The following is a 21,578-nucleotide window of genomic DNA, read 5'->3' as shown; positions in this document are numbered from 1 at the left end:
AGTCATTATCCGAAACAACGCAGAAAAAAACATAGATATCAGGAGGATTTGGCAAGCATTGCGGCCATCATCTGATGGAGCAGGTTGACTGCTTTCAACGGACGCACCATCACCTTGAAATCCGTGATCCGCCCATCTTCCGCCCATTGGATGATATCAACGCCATTTATGACGATCCCGTCAATAGTTGTTGTGAATTCCAGCATTGCATTGCTCGAACCTACAACCTCCCGAACATAGGTAAAATCATCCCCGTTCAGAACCTGAAACGCCGCCAGCAGATATTTACTCGTAACGGCTTTTCCGCGCTGGGGCGTAAAGACAACCGGACTGTGGAATACAACGTCATCATGGAGAATACGGCCGAGCTTTACCGGATCTCCTGTTTTCACACACTCATGCCAAGCCACAATAGTATTTTCAATCATCGTTCAGCCTTGTCTTCCAACGAATTTGACGAAGAAGGATTGACCATTTCAACACGAATATCCCGCTGTGGGAAGGGAACATTGATGCCCTCATCCCGGAACATCTGCCAAACGCTGACAAGCACCTCACTCGTCACATTCCGGCAGCCATCCTCCGGATCGGCAATCCAGAAACGCAACTCAAGATCAATGGAGCTATCGCCAAACCCCCGCATCAGACACCGTGGCGCGGGGTTGCTCAACACCCGCTCTACATTTGCCGCCGCCGCCTCGATCAGCTTTTGAGCTTTCGGGATGTCCGTCTCATAGGCCACCCCGATTGGGGCACGAAGCCGCACATTCTTCGAACTGTAGGACCAGTTGATCACTTGTTGCGTGATCAGGTCCTCATTGGGGATCAGATACTCCATGGCATCGCGGGTAATGATAGAGGCGTAGCGCGCGCCCATGGCATTGACCCGGCCATATGTCTGCCCGACTTCGATGACGTCCCCCGGCTTGATGCTGCGATCAAGAAGCAGGATAATCCCGCTAATCAGGTTTGAGACGATTTTCTGAAGACCAAAACCAATACCGACACCCAGCGCACCACTGAAGACAGCAAAGGCGGTAACATTGATTCCTGAGTTAGAGAGAATAATCAGCACTGCCGCCGAAATCAGCCCAACCCGAACCAGTTTTGCCGTCAACACCTGAACAGACGGGGTTAAGGCGCGGGATTTATGAATGCGCCCTTCAAGGAACCGCGACAGCCCAAACGTAAACCAGAAGACGATGATCCCGGCCACCAGCGCCTTAGCGATCCCCAGCATGGAAATGCGCGTTTCTCCAAGGTTAAAGGCAAGATCCTCAAGAAACACCAAAGTGGGGTTGAGCAATCCGAGAATATTGAGAGCCGCAATAGTCCAGGCGCAGAAGGCAACGAGGCGTGCCCATATCTTGTTTTGGGCAAGGCTAGTAACGATATTTATGACGATCCATGCGACCAGAAGCGAGCAAATTGCACTAATGATATGAGACGGCGGGCCAACCCCCTGGAAAATCGCAAGGATCGTGAATTCGATACTGAGCCAGATGAGTGGCATTGCCAACGCAGACAGGATATCGAAGAACCGCGCAAACATTGCGCGCTCAGGCATGTGGGTCTGAAGATTGGCGAGCTGGCGCTGCAATTGACGACGCGTGAGAATGGCGACGAGCAAACCACCGACGACGGCCAAAACCTGTGAAATAATATTCACATCGGACCCGAGAGCCACGATCTGCTCAAATCCCTGATTCAAAAACTCGCGTATATTATCAGCATTCATTAAATCCGAGCTTACCTTGATTGATTTGGAAATCAAACAACTATCCAGCAACCTCTGGGCTGACTATCAATATTTGATCAAAAAGGATGTGTTGGTCTAATTCCTTATGATAAGGTGTTGCACAACGATAAAAACCACTGGCCTTTCACCAATGAGAAAGGGCGCCCTCTTGTCCTTTTTTAGCTCTCAAAATATCACAGGCAAACCATATATCGACAGCGATTATTCATGGTTTCGTCTGTGCATTTCCGTCCTGATCTCACTTGTTGGCAGCGCCGGCATGTGGGCAGTCGTTATTGTATTGCCTGCGGTTCAGGAAGAATTCGGCATTGACCGTTCAGCAGCCTCCCTGCCCTACACCACCACAATGATCGGCTTTGCACTTGGTAATTTCCTGCTGGGCAGGATGGTCGATCGCTTCGGTATTACCCTTCCCATGATTGCCGCCGCAATGATGCTCACCGCAGGATTTACGCTTGGCGCGCTTGCCGGCAATATCTGGCTGTTTGCTGCCGCTCAAGGTGTCCTGATCGGTGTCGGCTCATCAATCACCTTTGGACCCCTGATCGCAGACATCTCGCACTGGTTCGAACGGCATCGTGGGGTCGCCGTCGCAGCTGCTGCGAGCGGGAATTATCTGGCCGGGACCTTTTGGCCGTTGATCCTGAAAGACGTGATCGCCACGGATGGCTGGCGTGATGCCTATATGCTTGTTGCGATTAGCTCCTTCGCCATCATGACGCCAATGGCATTGTTGCTGCGCCGCCGCCTTCCTGCGCAAGTTGTTGACCTCTCAACGGGCACTGTGGTGCCGCCGGTCGTGAAGCGGCGGATTGATATCTCACCGCGCGTCCTCCAAATTCTGCTGTGCACGGCGGGAATCAGTTGTTGCGTCGCCATGTCGATGCCGCAAGTCCATATTGTCGCCTACTGCGCCGATCTGGGATTCGGAGTGACAGCCGGAGCGGAAATGCTCTCGATTATGCTTGCTGGCGGGATTGTCAGCCGCCTGCTTTCCGGCTTTCTCGCCGACCGTATCGGGGGGGTGCGTACTATCCTCTTGGGATCATTCCTGCAATGTCTGGCTCTCTTCCTCTACCTGCCCTTTAATGGCTTGGTGTCGCTTTATGTTGTTTCTTTGATCTTTGGACTTTCGCAAGGCGGCATCGTTCCAAGTTACGCAATTGTCGTTCGGGAATATCTTCCCGCGAAAGAGGCGGGTGAACGTGTTGGGCTGGTCATTATGATGACAGTGATGGGCATGGCATTGGGAGGCTGGATGTCCGGACTGGTCTATGACCTGACCGGCTCCTACCAGGCGGCCTTTATCAATGGCATTGCCTGGAATATGCTGAATATGGGCATTATGGCACTACTACTTTGGAGAACACGTGAAAGGGGGACAGCAACCGTGTGATCCCGAAAAGGAACAGATGCCATCATAGCTTTCAGCATAAAACAGTCTATTGCCTGAACGGCGCCATCGAACTTGCCGCAGTCGCCTAAAAAGCCCCATTTGAAGGAGTATAACTAAGCTACAAGGGGTTTATAATATCGATGCTATAGTTTTGACATAAACCGAATGAGCCGTTATGTTTTTTCTGTAAATGGGGATCAGCCGAAAGATTAGATGCTATGATGAATTTGCGTCCTGCCTTGCTCGCAATTCTAGTCAGCATGGGGCTTGCCGTCGCGACATCAATGGCGGAGGAAGCACCACTTCTTACCCTTGAAGAAGCGTTAAGCCTCGCTAAAGCCCAGAACCTGCAGCTCAAGAACGCCGATCTGCAGATTAATGTGGTCGAGGAACAGAAAAAAGCTGTTGAATCCAAGCAGTATCCGCAGCTTTCTGCCCATGTCCGCGGCCTACAGAATTTTGTCGATAACGAGTATACCTTCGAGCAAGGGTCCCTGGGAACTGTTGGCGGCTCGCCCGTTCCATCAAGCAACGTGGCTATTGATACAACAAACGGCTTCACGACCCACTACTCACTGACGGCCACCCAGCCGCTTGTCGGGCTATATGAGATCGGTTTGAATGTCGACAAGCTGAAGACAGAACAGGAAATTGCACGCCAGCAATCCCGGCAGACGGAGCAATCCATCACCCTGCAAGTCAAACAGCTTTACTATCAGATACTGAGTGATGAAAGCGCCATTGAGGCGACCAAATCCTCGATCCGGTTCAATGAAGAACTCGTTAAAATTCTAAAGGACAATGTCGCCCAGAAGACTGAACTGGAGTATCAACTTCTGAACGGAGAAGCGCAGCTCGCGTCCACCCGCCATCAACTGTTCGAGCAACAGAATGATATCATTACAGCCAAACAGCAACTCAATGTCCTGCTGGGACGCGAGATTTCCACTTCCTTCCGAGTCAGCCCGGCGAAGGCCAATCCGTCTGTTGCCTTTAATCCGGATGACGCCGTTGATCAGGCAATAGCCCGCAGGCCCGAAACAATGCAGGCACGCCTGCAGGTGGAAGCTGCCGAAACCGAAATCGAAATCGAAAAAAGCGCCTACCTGCCGGAAGTCAACCTGGTGGCAAGCTATGGCCGCTCGGAAAATACTAAATTGTTGCCGGACGAAAGCATGTATGTCGGGCTTATCGCGAAATGGGATTTTTTCACCTGGGGTGGAAACGCAAGCAATGTCGCCGGCTCCCGCCTCGCTTTGAAGCAGGCGTTTAACTCCCTGCGCGATAATGAGGACCAGATCCGTGCAGAAGTGAGCCAGAATATCCGGGCGCTGGAAGTCGCGAGAACACTTGTGCCGGTCACGGAAATGGCGAAGACGGCCGCCGAGGAACAATTGAGGGTGAGTCTCAATCAATATAAAGCACAAACTATCCTCCTGAGTGATCTGCTGAATGCTCAGGCTCAACTGGAAGAGGCGAACGACAATTACCATCAGGCGCTGCTCGGAGTTTGGAACGCCAGCGCCTCACTCGAACAGGCACTAGGAGAAGAGTAGATGCCATCGCGTTTTATTGCTGCCATTGGCATCGCGCTTGGGCTGTCCTTTCTGACGGCCTGCGATTCAGAAGAGACCCAGAAAGCCGCGCCGCTACAGCCGGTACGGGCAGAGATACTTACCCAGGATACGCTCAGCAACGACATTCGCTATAGCGCCAATATCGAGGCCAATACTCAGGTGAATGTCGCCTTCAAAGTGACGGGTTATGTTACCGAGCTAATGCAGATCAAGGGCAGTAATGGAACTGAGCGCGCAATTCAGGCCGGCGATGTGGTGACCAAAGGCGACATTCTGGCTACGGTGGACTCCAAGGACATTCGAGACAGCCTGGTCCAGGCAAACAGTCAGGTGTCTGCCGCACAGGCCAATTTGAACAAGGGTAAGCAGGATTTTGACCGTGCCACGGCCTTGTTTAACTCTGGCAGTATGACAGCACCAAATTACGACAGTGCAAAGCAGGAATATGAAAACGCCGTTGCGCAGATGGAGAATGCCAAGGCCGCCCAAAAAATTGCGAAAAACAATGTAAATGATTTTGAGCTAACCGCACCGCTGGACGGAGTGGTTTTGCAGCGCAATATTGACGTAGGAACACTTGCCAACCCGCAAACAGTTGCTTTTGTCATCGCCGATACCAGCACTGTCAAGGCGGTCTTCGGCGTACCGGACAGCAGGGTGCAATCCCTGAAAATCGGTGATACGCAAACATTGACGACACAGTCCTATCCGGGAAAAATTTTTACTGGCGAGATATCAGAAATTGCCCCATCCGCCGACACCAACAGCCGGGTTTTCGACGTTAAGATAAATCTGGATAACAAGGATGACCTTCTGAAAGTCGGGATGATTGCCTCACTCAGCCTGCCGAAAGAAGCCACAGATGCTCACCAAGGATCCCTTCTCCCGCTGGCGGCCATTGTCCGGTCCAAAAACGATGCGAAGGGCTATGCGGTTTTCATCCTGAAAACCGAAGACTCCAAGACGATCGCGACTCTCACGGATGTAAAACTCGGAGATGTGCACGGAAACCGGATTACGGTTCTCTCCGGATTAACGCCAGATGCCCGGGTCGTCGTCAATGGCACCGCCTTTTTAAGAGATGGTCAGCAGGTCGCGGTCATTCCGTGATGAATTTAGTTGAGGGGATGGGGGAGTCTTGCCGGTGAAAGATATTACGGAAACCCATAATACCGCCCGATATTTTACCGAAAATCGTCACATCTCCTGGGTATTGCTGCTCGCTGTCTTTATGTGGGGCATATACGGGTACCTCTCGATGCCAAAGGCCAAGGATCCGGCAATCCAGGTACGCGTTGCCTCAGTTGTCACAAGCTGGCCAGGCGCAGATGCCACGAAAATTGAACAACTGCTCACCCGACCGATTGAAGAGCAGATCGCGCTGAGTTCTACGCTCCATCCGGTTGGCCCGACGAAGTTCGCCGTAAAATCGCTTACGCTGCCCAATCTCTCTATCGTCCAAATCCAGCTTGAAGAAACCCTGACGGACACCAAAGCCGCCTTTAACGAAATAGACCTCAATCTGAAGGCGCTCAACCTGCCGGATGGGGCCGGCCCAATCCAGTTTAACGACGGATTTGGCGATACCGCCGCGATCCTGATGACGGTCGCAAGCCCCTCTGAAAGCCCGGTAGAAATCTCGCTCAGGGCCCGCGATATAGCAGCCGCCATTGAGACCGCACGCCAACAGCAATCAATCAATTCCGAAATGCAGCGCTCCCTTATTGTTGTAATGCCTCGGGATATCGCGTTAACGGCCCCAGCGCAGGATATGGACCTTTTTAAAGATTATCTGGTCAACAAGAAGGTCGTCACAGATGCCATATCCCTGAAAGGCGCGGGCTTCATCGGTCTTGATTTTTCCACAGCCCTTAGTGATAACGAACTGTTGGCGGAGCTCAATAAGTTCCTGAAGGAAAAACTTGCACAAGTCAGCTTTCATGAAGATGCCTGGCCTGCCATCATAATCGACGATCCGGCCCAGACTGAAGCCAAGCTGCTTGCCTCCCCCGGCGGCAAATACAGCTATCGGGAACTCGATAATTTTACCAACCTGATAATCCGCAATCTACAGACCATCCCGCTTGTCACGGTTGTCAATAGCTCCGGCGTCGTGGATGAGCGGATTTACATGGAGTATTCGCAAGACCTTCTGGCGTCCTATGGCCTGACACCAAGTGACGTCAGCGGGGCGATCGCCGCACGCAACAGTGATATTTCCGGAGGTGAATTTTATGCCAGCGGATCAAACGTGCTGGTCGAACCTGTCGGGAAATATACAAGCCCGGATCAGATAGGCGATACCGCGTTCACGAAGTCACCTTCCGGCGCGCCAGTCTATCTGCGCGATATCGGCGAAGTTGTCCCCGGCTATCAATCCCCCCCATCATTTCTTAATTACTATAACTGGCGGGACGAAGACGGAAACTGGCAACGCGGCAAGGCAATTTCCCTTGCCATCCAGATGCGCGATGGCGGCCAAATCGGTAAATTTGGCGAAGCTGTTGATGAGGTCCTGAAGCAAGTGCGGCCGCATTTGCCCGATGACCTGGTGATCGAGCGAATTTCCAACCAGCCCTCACAGGTTGCGGAAAACATCGATCTGTTTATGACTGCCCTTATAGAAGCCATAATACTTGTCGTCTTTATCTCCCTAATCGGTTTCTGGGAATGGCGCTCGGCCTTGCTCATGATGGTGTCAATCCCGATCACGCTGGCCATGACCTTCGGCATCATTGATACGCTGGGCATTCAGCTGCAGCAGGTTTCCATCGCCACATTAATTATCGCCCTGGGCCTTTTGGTGGATGATCCCGTTGTCGCCGGCGATGCCATAAAACGCGGCCTCGCCGCAAAGGAACCGCGTATCCTGGCGGCATGGCTGGGTCCGACCAGGCTTGCCCATGCGATCATGTTTGCGACCATTACGAATGTAGTTGCCTATCTACCCTTCCTGCTATTAAGCGGGAATACAGGGGAATTCCTCTATAGCCTGCCAATTGTGATGACAACGGCACTTGTCTGCTCCCGCCTTGTGTCGATGAGCTTTCTGCCCTTCCTTGGATACTATCTCCTTCGGGCACCAACAAAGCCAGAGCGCACGATTGAGGAACGGCGGAGCAAAGGATTTACTGGTCTTTATTTTCGCGTTGGAAGCTTCCTCATAAATCACCGGAAAAAAGCGCTGGTGGCTTCATTCGCTTTTCTTGCCCTGATCATTCCGCTTAGCAATACGTTGAAAACCTCGTTTTTTCCGGATGATGTGCAATATCTATTCTATGCGGACATTTTCCTGAAGAACAATGCGACAATTCACGAGACACAGCGGGTTGTCGAAGATTCTGTTAAAGTCATCGAAGAGGTGGCCGCGCAATTTGGCGCCGACCTCGGCCCGAAAGAAGGCGGCGATCCGCTACAGTCCATTACCAGCTTTCTTGGCGGTGGCGCCCCCCGCTTCTGGTTTTCCGTTACCCCTCAACTGCATCAACGCAATTATGCGCAGCTGGTCATGCGGGTGGATAATAAGGAGCTGACCGCCGAATTGATCCCTCCGCTACAGGAAGCGTTAAGCTCCAAGATTCCTGATGCCGTTATTGATGTACGTCAACTCCAGACCAATCCTGTCCCTTATCCAGTGGAGATTAGACTGGCTGCGAAATCCGCCGTCCAATCTGAAGGACCGGAATCAGATGCGGAAATAGCGACGCTTCGCCAACTCGCCGGTGAAGTTGTTGAGATTCTCAGCAAAGCTCCCAATGCGGCGCGGCCACGGGATGACTGGGGCGGAGAATCGCTCAGGCTCCGAATAAATATTGATGCGGACCGAGCATTCCTTGCCGGCGTCACAAACCAGAATATAGCCGCCTCCTCTTCCGCCGGTCTGAATGGTAACCAGGTGACCACACTGCAGCGGGGCGACAAGAATATCCCCGTTGTCTCAATCCTGAAACCATCCGAACGGGCGCAGCTTTCCGACATTGAAAATCTTTATGTATTTGCCTCGACCAGCAATGAGAAAGTTCCACTCGGGCAGATTGCCACGGTGGAATATCAACTTCATACAGAAAGAATTCGACGCGAAGAACATTTTCGTTCGGTAAATGTACGCGCCTTTCCCTTACCGGGAGTTCTCCCGTCCGAGGTGATGGCCGCAATCAAGAATGATCTTGCCATATTTGAAGAAAAACTGCCGCCAGGATTTTCCATGGAAATCACCGGTGAACAGGCAAATGCGCAGCAGGGATTCAAACAGCTCTCAAAAGTCATGGCAATTTCCATCGGCCTGATTTTTGTTGCCTTGGTGTTTCAATTCAAAAACGCGATCAAACCTCTCATTGTTCTGGCCGCCGTCCCCTATGGCGTGATCGGCGCCTTGATTGCCCTGGCAATCGCTGGCAGTCCGTTCGGTTTCATGGCATTTCTGGGAATTGTGGCGCTGATCGGCGTGATCGTCAGCCATATCATTGTCCTTTTCGATTTTATCGAGGAAATGCACGAAAAGGGGGAGCCATTACGCGAAGCCTTGCTGGATGCCGGCATCGTCCGATTACGGCCGGTTCTGATAACTGTCGGCGCAACTGTCTTTGGTCTCGGACCTTTGGCACTGCATGGTGGCCCACTATGGCAACCTCTTTGTTATGCGCAGATTGGAGGGTTGACCATTGCGACTTTTACAACGCTATTACTCGTTCCCGTAATCTACTCGATTTTCGTTCTGGACCTGAAAGCCGTCAAATGGGAAGAACGTAAAACTGCCGTTGCGTGAAGCAAAGGAATGGCAAAGCCCTAACATTGCCGGTATAGTCTTCTGCAACAAAAGCTGCGGCGCTGAAAATGCGGCCATGAATAAGTTTCTTGCGTAAGGGAAGATCGAAGTTGAAAAGAATTTCAGGCGCCGCTGTCGGCCTGTTGCTAATGAGTATTATTACGTCTCCTGCACAATCCGCAGAAGTCATGCGGTGCAGTCATCAGCTTCCGCCAGATAATCATATCGCCAAGGTCATTGATCAATGGGCGGCCGAGATTGAAACTCTTACAGAAAATGGCATAGACGTGCAGGTGAATGGCGCGGGCAGCCTGGTTCAGGCCCCCAGAAATGCCGCGGCGGTGAAAGCCGGGGAAATTGAATGCGCTTTTTCAATGAATAGCGAATGGACAAAAGACCTACCGCTGATGGACGTCACACTGGAACCATTTGCCCTTCGCAATGTTGAAATCCTCAAGAAATGGGATGAGTCCAGCGCCGCGCGTTTGCTGGAAGAAAAAATCCAGGAAACCGGTCTTACCAATGTCGCGTGGCTGTTCACCACATGGCGAACGGCAATTACCTCCAAAGGCAAATATCTGGTAAAACCCGAAGACTTTGAAGGCATCCGGATACAGGGCTTGGGCCCGATCTCCAACGCATCATTTGCAGCAATGGGAGCCACGGCTATCGACATGTCCGACATGGAAGCTGTTGAAGCTCTGATGGAGGGAGAACTTGATGCAGGCCTCACCAATATTTCATCGGCGCTATCCGCTCGTTATTTCAATGTCCAGAACCATGTCACAATTCTGCCGTTGCTGACTATCTTTTACAACGGCTACCTTAATTCCGAATGGTACAACAGCCTGTCGGAGGCAACCCGGCAAGCGATACAAGATGCAAGCGACAAAGCGGTCCTCTGGGCAATTGAAGCAAGTGAAATCTCAGCAGCGGCTGCCCCCCGAATTCTTGAGGAGGAAGGAATGCGGGTCCATATCGCAACGCCGGAAGAAGTGGAAGCACTGAAATCCGTCATGCGTCCCGCTTTCACCAAAGCCTTTCTCGGCGCAACGGGGAGTGAAGGTGCTGAACTGATTGAGCTTGTCGAGAATATTATGTGATCGGGAACCGAGACATCTTTCCCGTTTGTAGAAAAAATGTGGATATTGAGAAAACTTTAATGCCTGCCGGGATAATAATACGCAAAATCAACTGTCCATTACTCAAAGCAGTTGCTGCAGGAGAAGCGTAATGGTTGAGGATATCTGGTCTCGTCTTGCCAAGCATTACGATAACAACAAGGGTGTTTCCCTCGCAGACCAATTCGAGCGCAACCCACGACGGTTTGAGGAGTTTACTCTGCGCCTTGATGACATGCTGCTTGACTATTCGAAAACCAGCATTGACGCAACCGCACGGGATCTGTTGCTGAAACTCGCAAAAAGCGCGCGCTTGGAACAAAAGCGCGACGACATGTTCAGGGGAGTTCGTATCAATGAAACCGAAGGGCGCGCAGCCCTGCATACCGCTCTTCGAAACATAGAAAATAAACCGGTCTACGTCGACGGCGAAGATGTGATGCCTGACATCGCCGCAACGCGAGAGCGGGTGAGCGCATTTGCAGAAGGAATTCGATCAGGTGGCATCACAACATATGACGGAGTATCTTTTACGGACATCGTCAATATCGGAATTGGCGGCTCCGATCTTGGCCCTTCCATGGCCACGCGCGCTCTTGCCCCCTATCATGACGGTCCGCGCGTTCACTTTGTATCCAATATCGACGGGGCGGACATCGCGGATACACTAAAAACACTTGATCCGAAGAAAACCCTCTTCATCATCGCTTCAAAAACATTCACAACAATTGAAACCATGACGAATGCCGATACTGCAAAGTCCTGGGTTTCAGCGACACTTGGCGATGCTGCGGCGAAACATTTCGCGGCTATCTCATCTGCTGTTGAAAAAGCGTCGGATTTCGGCATTGATCCGGATCGTGTTTTCAGCTTTGAGGACTGGGTTGGCGGACGCTATTCCGTCTGGGGTCCGATCGGACTCTCCCTGATGATCGCCATCGGAAAGAGTGATTTCAATGATTTCTTGCGGGGGGCCTATGAAATGGATTGCCATTTTCAGTCCGCTCCGCTTGAGAAGAATATGCCGGTTATGCTTGGATTAGTCGGCATGTGGCACAATAACATCTGCGGTTATAATAGCCGCGCCGTCCTTCCCTACGATCAGCGGCTCGGCCGTCTGCCAGCCTATCTACAACAGCTGGATATGGAAAGTAATGGCAAGAGCTTTACACTGAGCGGAGAGCCTATCAGCCGGATGTCTGGCCCGATCGTCTGGGGAGAACCCGGCACAAACGGACAGCACGCATTCTACCAGCTTCTCCATCAGGGGAGCCATGTGATCCCAAGTGAATTTCTTGTCGCCGCGCAGTCGCATGAAGCTGACTTACAACATCATCATGATATGCTTCTCGCCAATTGCCTGGCCCAGTCTGGAGCCTTGATGCACGGGCGTAACATTGAGCAGACAATCGAAGCACTCCAGAAAAAAGGCGCATCTGATGAGCAGATCAATCTGGCCATCCATCAGACGTTCCCTGGAAACCGGCCATCAACCACCTTGCTTTATCGCAAACTCGACCCCCGGACACTTGGCCGGATTATTGCGCTCTATGAACACCGGGTCTTTGTTGAAGGAGCTATCTGGGGCGTGAACAGCTTTGATCAATGGGGAGTCGAGCTTGGCAAGGTACTGGCCGCCCGATTGCTCCCCGTTATCGAGAATGAGAATCCGTTGGAAGGTAAAGACGAATCAACCGCTGGCCTGCTTGACGCTATTTTCCATCTTCGCCGGAACGAGAACTAATCGAGTAAATGGCAGGAAGCCAAATGGCCATTTCCGCGATCTTTCAGTTCGGGTGCCTCACTGTGGCATTTTTCCATTGCAACCGGACAGCGTCCAGCGAACCGGCAGCCTTTCGGCAGATTGATCGGGCTTGGGGGATCTCCGATGAGCGGAACGCGTTTTTCGCTACCATCACGCGCACGCGCCTTCGGCACTGCCGCGAGAAGGGCCTGAGTATAGGGATGCTGCGGATTTGAAAAGAGTGAAATACGATCCGCCTGCTCGACGATCTGCCCCAGATACATAACCGCGACATGATCACAAAGATGCTGAACCACACCGAGGTCGTGGCTGATGAACAGATAGGTTACGCCTAGCTCTTCCTGCAATTTACGCATCAAATTGAGAATTTGCGCCTGGACAGCAACGTCCAGCGCCGAAACTGGCTCATCGCAGACAATCAGTTCCGGTCGGGTCGCCAATGCCCGCGCGAGCCCAACCCGCTGCCGCTGCCCTCCGGAAAACTGGTGCGGGAACAGCTTTGCAAGTTCGGGACGCAACCCAACCTGGACAAAAAGATCATGGACCATCTGATCACGATCCCCCTCGGCCCCGATTTCCATCAGATCAAGCGGCTCCCTCACGATATCGCCAACCCGGCGACGCGGATCCAGTGACGAATAAGGGTCCTGAAAAACCATCTGGACCTTTCGGCGTGCTTCCCGAAGTGCTTCCTTGTCAAGGGAACTTATTTCAGCGTCCCCAATCCGGATAGTGCCGCCTGTAATCGGCACCAGCCGCAGAACAGCGAGAGCTGTGGTTGTTTTTCCTGATCCGCTCTCTCCGACGATACCAAGTGTTTTTCCTCTCGGCACAGAGAAACTCACGCCATCCACCGCATGGACGACTACGGATTTTCTGAACAGCTTTTTGCTGCCAAAATGAACTTTTAGATTGGTAACTTCTAGAAGAGTTTCCTCACTCATACCGCCACCACATATTTTGTGTTGTAGCAGGCAACCGCATGTGCGCCATTGACCGTCTCAATAGGTGGGCGCACTTCCTCACACACCTCCGTTTTGTAAGGACAGCGAGGTGCGAAGGCGCAACCCTTGCCGAGCTCTGTCAGTGAGGGAATAACCCCTTTTATTTCGCTTAGATACGGTCGGAGTTCCGTCGGGCTTTCTTCCAGATGTGGGACACAGGCGATCAGCCCTCTCGTATAGGGGTGTTGTGGATTGGAAAGAATGTCCGCTGTGGTCCCTGTCTCGATAATATGCCCGGCATACATGACGGCCACTCTGTCAGCCAGTTCGGCTATTGCGCCCATATCATGTGTAATCATGATAATAGCCGTTCCGGTTTCCCGTTGCAGGTCCTTTAAAAGATCAAAAATCTGTGCCTGCACGGTAACATCGAGCGCCGTTGTCGGCTCGTCAGCAATAAGAATGCGCGGACGACAGGAAAGCGCCATCGCGATCATGACCCGTTGTCGCATTCCTCCGGAAAGTTCATGCGGATAGGCGCGCGCACGGATTTCCGGCTCCGGTATGCCGACCTTCGTCAGCATCTCCACGGCTCTGTTCCAGGCGTCTTCCTTCGTTATTTCCTCATGCAGCAAAACACATTCGGCGATCTGATCGCCGACACGGAAAACCGGGTTAAGAGACGTCATCGGCTCCTGAAAAATCATGGAGATAATACCGCCGCGCACCTGACGCATGCGGGAGCTCGGAGCCTTAACGAGATCCTCATCTTCCAGCAGGATTGTCCCGCTGGTTATTTTCCCGGGTGGACTTGGAACCAGCCCCATAACGGAAAGCGCGGTCATACTCTTTCCGCAACCGGATTCACCTACAATTCCGAGGATTTCACCACTTTTCAGCTCTATTGAGATTTCATTCAGCACCCGGGCGTTGCCCGCTCTGGTTTTGAAATCAACAATCAGATCATTGATGGAGAGGATAGTCGACATCACCGCTCCCTCAGTTTTGGATTAAAAGCATCATTCAAACCATCTCCGACGAGACTAAAACCCAACACAGTCAAGAAAATCATGAAGCCGGGCAACGTCACGACCCACCACCCATCGAGAATATACTCACGGCCGGCACCGATCATCAGCCCCCAGCTGAACACATTTGGATCGCCAAGACCCAGAAAACTAAGGCCCGCCTCGAACAGGATGGCGATACCAATGGTCAGGGTCGCCGCGACAATCAGCGGCGCAAGGGCATTAGGCAATATGACCCGCCATATAATCCGCTGGTTCCGTGCACCAATGGAGCGGGCTGCATTAACATATTCCAGATTACGAATACGCAGAAACTCAGCCCGCGTGAGCCTTGCCGTGGTAGGCCAGCTCACGATGCCGATGGCAAGCGCGATAACATAAATTGTCGGGGAAAAAAGGGTAACAAGGACCATCGCGAATAGAAGCGCTGGCAAAACCTGAAAAAACTCCGTAACCCGCATCAGAAGTTCATCGACCATGCCACGATAAAATCCGGCAAAGGCACCAATCAGAATACCAATGGTTATTGTAATAAAACCAGCAGCCAACCCGACATAAAGTGTGGCCGATCCGCCATGAATAAGGCCGGCAAGTATATCCCGGCCAAGATAATCCGTGCCCAGTGGGGCTTGTTCAGCCGTGCCCGGTGGCGTCAATGGCGCCCAGACAATCTCGAACGGATCCACCGGATAAAAGAACGGTCCGGCAAATGTGAACAGTATAACAAGGATCAAAATCAGAATGCCGAGCATCCCGGCCCAGCTCTGCCGAAAAGCGCGCAAGGCCTCCCTCAGCGGGCTCTGGCTCTGAACAATCTGGATGCTGTTGTCCACTGCCGCCATCCTAGCCTTCCTTTCGAATACGCGGATCAACCAGGCGATAGACGAAGTCTGTAATCAGGTTCGCCACGATCACCAGGACCGATGAGAAAAAAAGGATTCCGAGGATTGTCGGATAATCGCGTGCGAGAATGGCGTCGAATGCGAGGGTGCCCAATCCGGGCCAGCTGAATACTGTTTCCACCAGAACCGCACCGGAAATGATGCTGCCGAACTGGAGACCCGCAATCGTGACAACCGGCAAAATTGCATTTCGCAGGGCATGATGGCCATAGACCTTGATCTCCGACACTCCCTTGGCCCGGGCCGTGCGGATATAGTCGGATCCCAGTATCTCCAGCATACTGGCGCGTGTGAGACGCGCATATTGCGCCAGATACACAATGCCGAGCGTAATGGCAGGCAGAACCAAATGGTAAAGAATATCGATAGCGCGGCTGAAAGCACCGCCGCCTTTTGTAATGTCATACATATTTGCAATCGGGAAAATAGGATAGACCCAGGCAAACAGGATAACCAGCATCATCCCTGTCCAGAAGATGGGGGCTGAATAACCGACCACCGAAAGCAACGTTACTAGTCCGCTGACAATCCCCTTGGGTTTATGTGATGCCAGTACACCCAAAAAAGTTCCCACAATAATTGCAAACATTAAGGCTGTCGTGACAAGCAGGATGGTCGCGCCAGCACGCCCTGCTACCAGTTCGAGCACCGGGGCGTTATAGAAGAAAGATTGGCCGAGATCGCCCTGCAACGCCCGACCCAGGTACACGCCAAGCTGCACATAAACAGGCTTGTCAAGACCGTAGTTCTTACGGATATCGGCAAGCATTTCCTCCGTCGCACCGCCCATCTCCCCGGCGATCACGTCCGCCGGATCTCCCGGTGCAAGATGGATCAGGAGAAAATTCAGGACCAGAACCGCCAGGATCAGGAGAAAGGCATGCAGCAAACGGCGGACGACCATAAATGTCATTCTCATGACCGGATCATCCGCCGCAGGTTGTTCATCCGCAAAGGCATATTACTTAATATAAACCTCATCAAGCGGCGACATGGCGCCCCATATAGTCAGCGGCGGATTGCCGATTTGCTTGTTATAGGCAGTATGATAGGGAAGCACGTTGATATAGACGAGCGGCGCATCATCAACGATGATTTCCTGCGCCTCTTTATAAAGCGCAACCCGCTTCTCTTGATCGAGTTCCGACCCTGCTTCGTTCAGCAATTTATCAACCTCTTCATTGCAGTAGCTCTGGGTATTTGACCAGATCACACCTTTCTTGATGTTGTCACAAAGATAGGTACGGTGAACACCGATAACCGGATCGCCCCAGTTAAAGACGATGTCCATGCTCATATCGAAATCATGCCCGCCGACACGCTTGGCCCAGGTCGGAAAATCCGGTGAGGCGCGAAGTTCGACATCAATACCCACCTTCTTGAGCTGGGACTTCAGATATTCCGCAACCCCTTTCTGAAGCTCAGCTGAGCCCGGAATATAATCGATCGTCAGCTTGAAACGCATATCCTCGTCACCGCGAGCGAAACCGGCATCATCAAGCAAGGCATTCGCCTTATCGAGATCGACATCATATTTCTCTGCATTGTCTGCATAAAAGGGACTTCCCGGAACAATTGGTCCCGTCGCAGCCTTGGACTGACCGGCAAGCAGCGCATTAATGACGAAATCACGGTCCATTGCATAGGCAATGGCCTGTCGGACCCGTTTGTCTTTGAGATACTCATTCTTTGTGTTGAATGCCAGCCAGTTAACAGGACCAACAGCTTCATAGCCCTTATCCGTAACAATCAGTTTGTCGTTTTTCTTCAGCCGGGCAATATCCTTTGTTGGCGCGAGGAACGGATACATATTGATTTCCTCTGTATCCATGGCCAGTGCAACACTCGTCGGATCTTTGTAGTTCTTGATGATAATCCTGTCGAGATACGGACGCCCTTCAATGAAATAGTCCGGATTTTTCTCCAGAATGATATATTCACCGGGCTTGAACTCAACAAATTTGAACGGGCCTGATCCGACCGGCGCATTGTTTGCCGGATGACTTTTCGGATCCTGCCCATCGCCATAGACATGCTTGGGAATAATTGGCAAAAGCGCGCTCGACATGGCAAGGAAAGCCGCCGGATGCGGTTTGTCAAAATTAATAACAGCAGTCAGAGGATCCGGCGTATCAACGCCGGTTACCGGCGCGAACATGGATTTGAAGGGATGGTTCTCCTTCACGGTTTGGAGGGAAAACGCCACATCTTCAGAAGTGATCGGCTCGCCATCATGAAATTTCGCGTTTTCACGAAGTTTCAGAGTAATGCTTTTCCCATCGTCGGCAACGCTCCAGCTCTCCGCCAAATAAGGCTGCGCTTCCCATTTGTCGTTAAAACGAAGTGGTGTCGCAAAAATCTGGGTTCCCGGCACGGCCGTCGCAATCCCGGACTGCACCGCCGGGTTGAGATGGCGCGCTTTTTGCGTTGAACCAATGACAAGCGTTCCGCCATTTTTTGGCTCGTCCGCCTGACCAATTGCAGCAGTTCCGACGGTCATTAGCATCGCCGTCGCAGCCGCTATATATCCTATTTTCCTCATCCTGCCTCCTGAGTCTTCAAATAATTTTTGACTATAATTTACTGTAATCAGGCTAGTTCAGGGACCTTCATTCGTAAAATATATTTTTATGCTGTTATTAATACATTTTTTCGACAATCCGCAATGACCCGCCCTTCAGGCAAAACGGCTCGATTGAAGGCCCCACTATCGCGCAGCCGGATACAGGTATTAATCACAACATTATCCACCTTGCTCAAATGGGCATCATTACGATGAATGATTCCATATTCGACAGCACGGTAGCCCGGAGTAAGTGGAATTCGCACCAAGTCGCCAACCGTATATTGCTGCTTCTGCAATGACCTGAGATTAAATATTGAATAACCTAATCCAGCCGCGACCATACTACGGACCATTTCAGAAGATTGGGATGAATAAGCAACCCTGGGTGTCAGGTCATCCTGATTGAACAGACCAAACATATAATCCCGAGTTTCATCTAGATCGAGCAGTACCATAGGTTCATTGCAAACATCTTTCAGTGACAGGATGCTGCGATCTGCAAGCGGATGATCATGAGGCAGAACAATATGAGGCGGCGCAACAAACAACGGCACAAAGTCAATATTCATGGCGAGATTCGCGCTAACACCTATTGCCAGATCAATCTTGCTGTCGACAACATGCCGCATATTCTGAGCGATATCGCCTTCTGTCAGATGAATGGAAATCCCCGGATGATTATCCGCGACAGACTTCGTGATGAGAGGCAGGATAATCGGTGCCGCGGGCGTAAAGCAGCCCATCCGAACCGCCCCCTTAATCGCCTTTGCCTGTTCGTCCACCGCCTCTTCAAACGTGAGATGCGCTTTCAGGAGTTGTCGGGAGTTAGACAGGAATACATGACCAAACTGCGTTACGCTGATTCCTTTTGAGGGTAAACGTGTGAAGAGCTTCTTGTTTGTCTGTATTTCAATGGCATCAATAGCCGACGAAATGGATGAAGCTGAAATATTGAGGGCTTTTGCGGCTCCTGTGATGGATTTGTGGCGCGCCGCCACATCGATATAGGTCAGTTGCTTTAAGGTATAGCGCATCGATTCCTCTGGTTTTTACAAGAATAACCCCGGAATAAACTATTTTTCAGAGGTTAAAGAGGGGCTTACACTCTGTCCACCAAAAACGAACGCAAGAGGGACTGATATTGTCGGCAATTACTGTATTTAGCGCTAAAAAAATTATCACTATGAACCCAGCCCGTCCGACGGTCACCCATGTCGCCGTATGCGAAGGCAAGATTATCGCCACCGGCACTATTGACGAGATTAAGGGGTGGGGTGATTACACTCTCGATGACAGCTTTAGTACCAAGGTGATTATGCCCGGTCTTGTTGAGGGACATTGCCATTTGATGGCGGGGGGAATCTGGAAGTTCGTATATGTGGGCTATCAGGACCGGATAGATCCGGATGGCAATGAATGGCCTGGCGTAAAAACGTTGGAAGATGTTAAAGCGCGGCTGGCTGAGGCTGAATCAACGCTCGGTCCGGATGAGCCGCTCGTTGCCTGGGGCTTTGATCCGATCTTTCTGATGGACAGGCGCTTGGACAAGACGGATCTGGACTCCGTTAGCAATTCCCGACCCATTGCCGTGATGCATTCCAACTTTCACTTGATGACCGTAAATTCCGCGTCCCTCAGCCTTGCGAACTATGTCGCGGACATGGAGATTGAGGGGATTTCAATCGGATCTGACGGCACTCCGAATGGCGAGTTGCAGGAAATGGCCGCCATGTTCCCGATTATGCGACGGCTCGGTATAAACTTCAGGGAAGTTGGCCGCTCCAGAGAGAGTGTCATTGATTTTGGAAAAGTCTGCAACCGGGTCGGCGTGACGACAGCAGCTGATCTGATCAATGACCTGCCGGACGAAGACGTTGCTGAAATGACCGATATTACGAATGGATCGGATTATCCCATTCGCCTTATGTCGCTCCTAAACGGACTTGCGCAACCGGCGGAAGAAACCAGTGCACGCGCCCTGGAACTCAAGAAAAAATGCACGGACAAGCTCCGTCTCGGGTCGGTGAAGATTGTCACGGATGGCTCTATTCAGGGATTTACGGCGCGACTTCGGTGGCCCTATCATTATAATGGCGCTCCAAACGGGATCTGGAATATTGCTCCTGAACAGTTGAATGGCCTTGTCGCGATACTGAATGACGCTGGTGTCCAGATGCATATTCACACAAATGGTGATGAAGCGATCGAAGTCGCCTTGGATGCGCTGGAACTGGCCAAGATACAGAATAACAGGCCCGATTTGCTTCATGTTCTGCAACATTGCCAGATGGCCGACCGGGCGCAGTTTCGCAAAATGAAGCGCCTGGGTGTCGCTGCCAATCTGTTCGCGAACCATCTCTATTATTTCGGCGACAAGCATTATGAACTCACAATGGGACCAGATCGGGCCCTTCGCATGGATGCCTGTCAGTCCGCAATAGATTATGGCGTCACTTTCACTATCCACTCCGATGCTCCGGTAACGCCCATGGCGCCGCTCTTTACCGCGTGGTGCGCCGTCAACCGGTTAACGGAAAGCGGAAGGACACTCGGCGAGTATGAGAAAATCACGGTCGCCGAAGCGCTGGAAGCGATTACGCTCGGAGCTGCGGCCACCTTACAAATGGATCATGAGGTTGGCTCAATCGAGGTTGGAAAATGGGCTGACTTCGCGATCCTGGAGGATGATCCGGAGACGATCGGTGCGGACAAGCTCAAGGATGTCGGCATCTGGGGAACGGTTCTGGCCGGGGAAAAGCACAAGATTCCATGAAGACCCGTGAAAAGCCGCTTCCAATGACCGTGCTTGCCGGCTTTCTGGGGGCAGGTAAAACGACCCTTGTCAATCATCTGCTCCGGCATCCAGGTGGCCGGAAGATTATGGTTCTGGTGAATGATTTCGGCGAGCTCCCCATTGATGAGGAACTGATTGCCACCAGGGAAGAGAATATCCTGACCCTTGCCAACGGCTGCGCCTGTTGTTCTATGGGGGGAGACCTGTTCGCCGCCTTTTCCGCCGCACTCGATTTTACCCCCCCGCCGGACCATCTGCTCATTGAAGCAAGCGGGGTCGCCGAACCGAAACGGATTGCCAACTTTGCCCGAGCGGAGCCGGACCTTGTCCTGAACGGCATCGTCACCGTCATCGATGCGAGCAATATTGAGGATACCCGTTCAGATCAGAGACTCTCGGGAATACTCAACAATCAAATACTCACTGCTCATTTGCTCCTTTTGAATAAATGCGATCTGGTTGGCACTGGCGATATTGAACGGCACAAAGAAACGCTGGTCGAAATTAACGCATCCGCGCCAATTCTAGCAATTTCAAATGGCGTTCTTCCGGCAGACATATTTTTTGGAAACGATAGCCCCCAACCCGATAGTGCCCCGACGGAAGAGGGCGTAAATACCCATAGCCACGAGTCGGACTTTTCCCGTTGGTCCTTTGAAACAGAGAGTGCAATCGACAAGACGGAATTGCGCGAGATATTGGAGACGCTCCCGTCCTCCGTCTTGCGGCTGAAGGGCATATTCAAATCTTTGGACGATGACCAGCTCTGGACCGTTCATAAAGTCGGTTCATATATTGATTTCGCCCTCCTGACCACATACGGTGATGTCTCAGGAAGAACTGGATTTGTCGCCATCGGGCTCAGCAATTCAAAACTCAGGGAAATCATGAACGAGGCTTTTGATTCCCTTGAATAGTTATTGGCATACAGGTAATAGTCGCTAACTATTTGTTGGGCGAA

The 21,578-nt window shown here is 51.8% G+C and carries 16 protein-coding genes; 8 read left to right on the top strand and 8 right to left on the bottom strand.

Annotated elements, in window-relative coordinates; genetic code table 11:
• Positions 1–38 precede the first annotated feature (38 nt).
• Both AACZ19_RS15645 and AACZ19_RS15640 read right to left on the bottom strand, forming a co-directional pair.
• A complete protein-coding gene (locus AACZ19_RS15645) occupies positions 39–428 on the bottom strand; it encodes a nuclear transport factor 2 family protein (protein ID WP_339635419.1) in 390 nt (129 codons plus the stop codon).
• Positions 425–1,738 carry a mechanosensitive ion channel domain-containing protein gene (locus AACZ19_RS15640; RefSeq protein ID WP_339635418.1) on the bottom strand — a complete coding sequence of 438 codons (1,314 nt, stop codon included), beginning with the start codon at positions 1,736–1,738 and terminating at the stop codon, positions 425–427. Before AACZ19_RS15640 ends, AACZ19_RS15645 begins: the two co-directional genes overlap by 4 nt.
• 169 nt (positions 1,739–1,907) lie before the next feature.
• On the opposite strand from AACZ19_RS15640, the gene AACZ19_RS15635 reads away from it, so the two are divergent.
• The 6 genes from AACZ19_RS15635 (at position 1,908) to pgi (ending at position 12,362) form a co-directional block, all read left to right on the top strand.
• The gene (locus tag AACZ19_RS15635; protein WP_339635417.1) at positions 1,908–3,155 is read left to right on the top strand and encodes an MFS transporter; all 1,248 of its coding nucleotides are present in this window, start codon (positions 1,908–1,910) and stop codon (positions 3,153–3,155) included.
• Positions 3,156–3,373: 218 nt separating this feature from the next.
• A complete protein-coding gene (locus AACZ19_RS15630) occupies positions 3,374–4,711 on the top strand; it encodes a TolC family protein (protein WP_339635416.1) in 1,338 nt (445 codons plus the stop codon).
• A complete protein-coding gene (locus AACZ19_RS15625; RefSeq protein WP_339635415.1) occupies positions 4,712–5,842 on the top strand; it encodes an efflux RND transporter periplasmic adaptor subunit in 1,131 nt (376 codons plus the stop codon). It begins immediately after the preceding gene.
• Positions 5,843–5,876: 34 nt separating this feature from the next.
• Positions 5,877–9,497, top strand: coding sequence for an efflux RND transporter permease subunit (locus AACZ19_RS15620; protein WP_339635414.1), 3,621 nt, complete (start codon positions 5,877–5,879; stop codon positions 9,495–9,497).
• Positions 9,498–9,607: 110 nt separating this feature from the next.
• Positions 9,608–10,600 carry a TRAP transporter substrate-binding protein DctP gene (dctP, locus tag AACZ19_RS15615; protein WP_339635413.1) on the top strand — a complete coding sequence of 331 codons (993 nt, stop codon included), beginning with the start codon at positions 9,608–9,610 and terminating at the stop codon, positions 10,598–10,600.
• A gap of 130 nt (positions 10,601–10,730) precedes the next feature.
• Positions 10,731–12,362: a glucose-6-phosphate isomerase gene (gene pgi, locus AACZ19_RS15610; RefSeq protein WP_339635412.1), complete on the top strand. Its 1,632-nt coding sequence runs from the start codon at positions 10,731–10,733 to the stop codon at positions 12,360–12,362.
• Here pgi and AACZ19_RS15605 read toward each other — a convergent pair.
• From AACZ19_RS15605 to AACZ19_RS15580, 6 genes are all read right to left on the bottom strand, one after another.
• Positions 12,359–13,327, bottom strand: a complete 969-nt coding sequence (locus AACZ19_RS15605; protein WP_339635410.1) for an ABC transporter ATP-binding protein — start codon at positions 13,325–13,327, stop codon at positions 12,359–12,361. The genes pgi and AACZ19_RS15605 overlap by 4 nt on opposite strands.
• Positions 13,324–14,316, bottom strand: coding sequence for an ABC transporter ATP-binding protein (locus AACZ19_RS15600; RefSeq protein WP_339635409.1), 993 nt, complete (start codon positions 14,314–14,316; stop codon positions 13,324–13,326). The genes AACZ19_RS15605 and AACZ19_RS15600 overlap by 4 nt, the downstream gene beginning before the upstream one ends.
• Complete coding sequence (locus AACZ19_RS15595) at positions 14,316–15,197, bottom strand: ABC transporter permease (protein WP_339635408.1); 882 nt, start codon at positions 15,195–15,197, stop codon at positions 14,316–14,318. The genes AACZ19_RS15600 and AACZ19_RS15595 overlap by 1 nt, the downstream gene beginning before the upstream one ends.
• Position 15,198: 1 nt before the next feature.
• A complete protein-coding gene (locus AACZ19_RS15590; protein ID WP_339635407.1) occupies positions 15,199–16,176 on the bottom strand; it encodes an ABC transporter permease in 978 nt (325 codons plus the stop codon).
• A 42-nt stretch (positions 16,177–16,218) separates the two neighbouring features.
• Positions 16,219–17,799, bottom strand: a complete 1,581-nt coding sequence (locus tag AACZ19_RS15585) for an ABC transporter substrate-binding protein (protein WP_339635406.1) — start codon at positions 17,797–17,799, stop codon at positions 16,219–16,221.
• 86 nt (positions 17,800–17,885) lie between these two features.
• Positions 17,886–18,857 carry a LysR substrate-binding domain-containing protein gene (locus AACZ19_RS15580; protein ID WP_339635404.1) on the bottom strand — a complete coding sequence of 324 codons (972 nt, stop codon included), beginning with the start codon at positions 18,855–18,857 and terminating at the stop codon, positions 17,886–17,888.
• A 149-nt stretch (positions 18,858–19,006) separates the two neighbouring features.
• On the opposite strand from AACZ19_RS15580, the gene AACZ19_RS15575 reads away from it, so the two are divergent.
• Both AACZ19_RS15575 and AACZ19_RS15570 read left to right on the top strand, forming a co-directional pair.
• On the top strand, positions 19,007–20,596 hold the full coding sequence (locus AACZ19_RS15575) for an amidohydrolase (protein WP_339635403.1): 1,590 nt from the start codon (positions 19,007–19,009) through the stop codon (positions 20,594–20,596).
• Positions 20,593–21,534: a CobW family GTP-binding protein gene (locus AACZ19_RS15570; protein WP_339635402.1), complete on the top strand. Its 942-nt coding sequence runs from the start codon at positions 20,593–20,595 to the stop codon at positions 21,532–21,534. The genes AACZ19_RS15575 and AACZ19_RS15570 overlap by 4 nt, the downstream gene beginning before the upstream one ends.
• The last annotated feature ends 44 nt before the right edge of the window (positions 21,535–21,578 follow it).

This window comes from uncultured Sneathiella sp. (assembly GCF_963973085.1).
Classification (GTDB): Bacteria; Pseudomonadota; Alphaproteobacteria; order Sneathiellales; family Sneathiellaceae; genus Sneathiella.
This window is presented reverse-complemented; position numbering and strand designations above follow the sequence as displayed.

Bases quoted from the DNA above. Each gene is read 5' to 3' on its own strand.
- AACZ19_RS15645 (WP_339635419.1), bottom strand. From the start codon at position 428: ATGATTGAAAATACTATTGTGGCTTGGCATGAGTGTGTGAAAACAGGA.
- AACZ19_RS15640 (WP_339635418.1), bottom strand. From the start codon at position 1,738: ATGAATGCTGATAATATACGCGAGTTTTTGAATCAGGGATTTGAGCAG.
- AACZ19_RS15630 (WP_339635416.1), top strand. From the start codon at position 3,374: ATGATGAATTTGCGTCCTGCCTTGCTCGCAATTCTAGTCAGCATGGGG.
- AACZ19_RS15625 (WP_339635415.1), top strand. From the start codon at position 4,712: ATGCCATCGCGTTTTATTGCTGCCATTGGCATCGCGCTTGGGCTGTCC.
- pgi (WP_339635412.1), top strand. From the start codon at position 10,731: ATGGTTGAGGATATCTGGTCTCGTCTTGCCAAGCATTACGATAACAAC.
- AACZ19_RS15605 (WP_339635410.1), bottom strand. From the start codon at position 13,327: ATGAGTGAGGAAACTCTTCTAGAAGTTACCAATCTAAAAGTTCATTTT.
- AACZ19_RS15600 (WP_339635409.1), bottom strand. From the start codon at position 14,316: ATGTCGACTATCCTCTCCATCAATGATCTGATTGTTGATTTCAAAACC.
- AACZ19_RS15595 (WP_339635408.1), bottom strand. From the start codon at position 15,197: ATGGCGGCAGTGGACAACAGCATCCAGATTGTTCAGAGCCAGAGCCCG.
- AACZ19_RS15590 (WP_339635407.1), bottom strand. From the start codon at position 16,176: ATGAGAATGACATTTATGGTCGTCCGCCGTTTGCTGCATGCCTTTCTC.
- AACZ19_RS15585 (WP_339635406.1), bottom strand. From the start codon at position 17,799: ATGAGGAAAATAGGATATATAGCGGCTGCGACGGCGATGCTAATGACC.
- AACZ19_RS15580 (WP_339635404.1), bottom strand. From the start codon at position 18,857: ATGCGCTATACCTTAAAGCAACTGACCTATATCGATGTGGCGGCGCGC.
- AACZ19_RS15575 (WP_339635403.1), top strand. From the start codon at position 19,007: ATGAACCCAGCCCGTCCGACGGTCACCCATGTCGCCGTATGCGAAGGC.
- AACZ19_RS15570 (WP_339635402.1), top strand. From the start codon at position 20,593: ATGAAGACCCGTGAAAAGCCGCTTCCAATGACCGTGCTTGCCGGCTTT.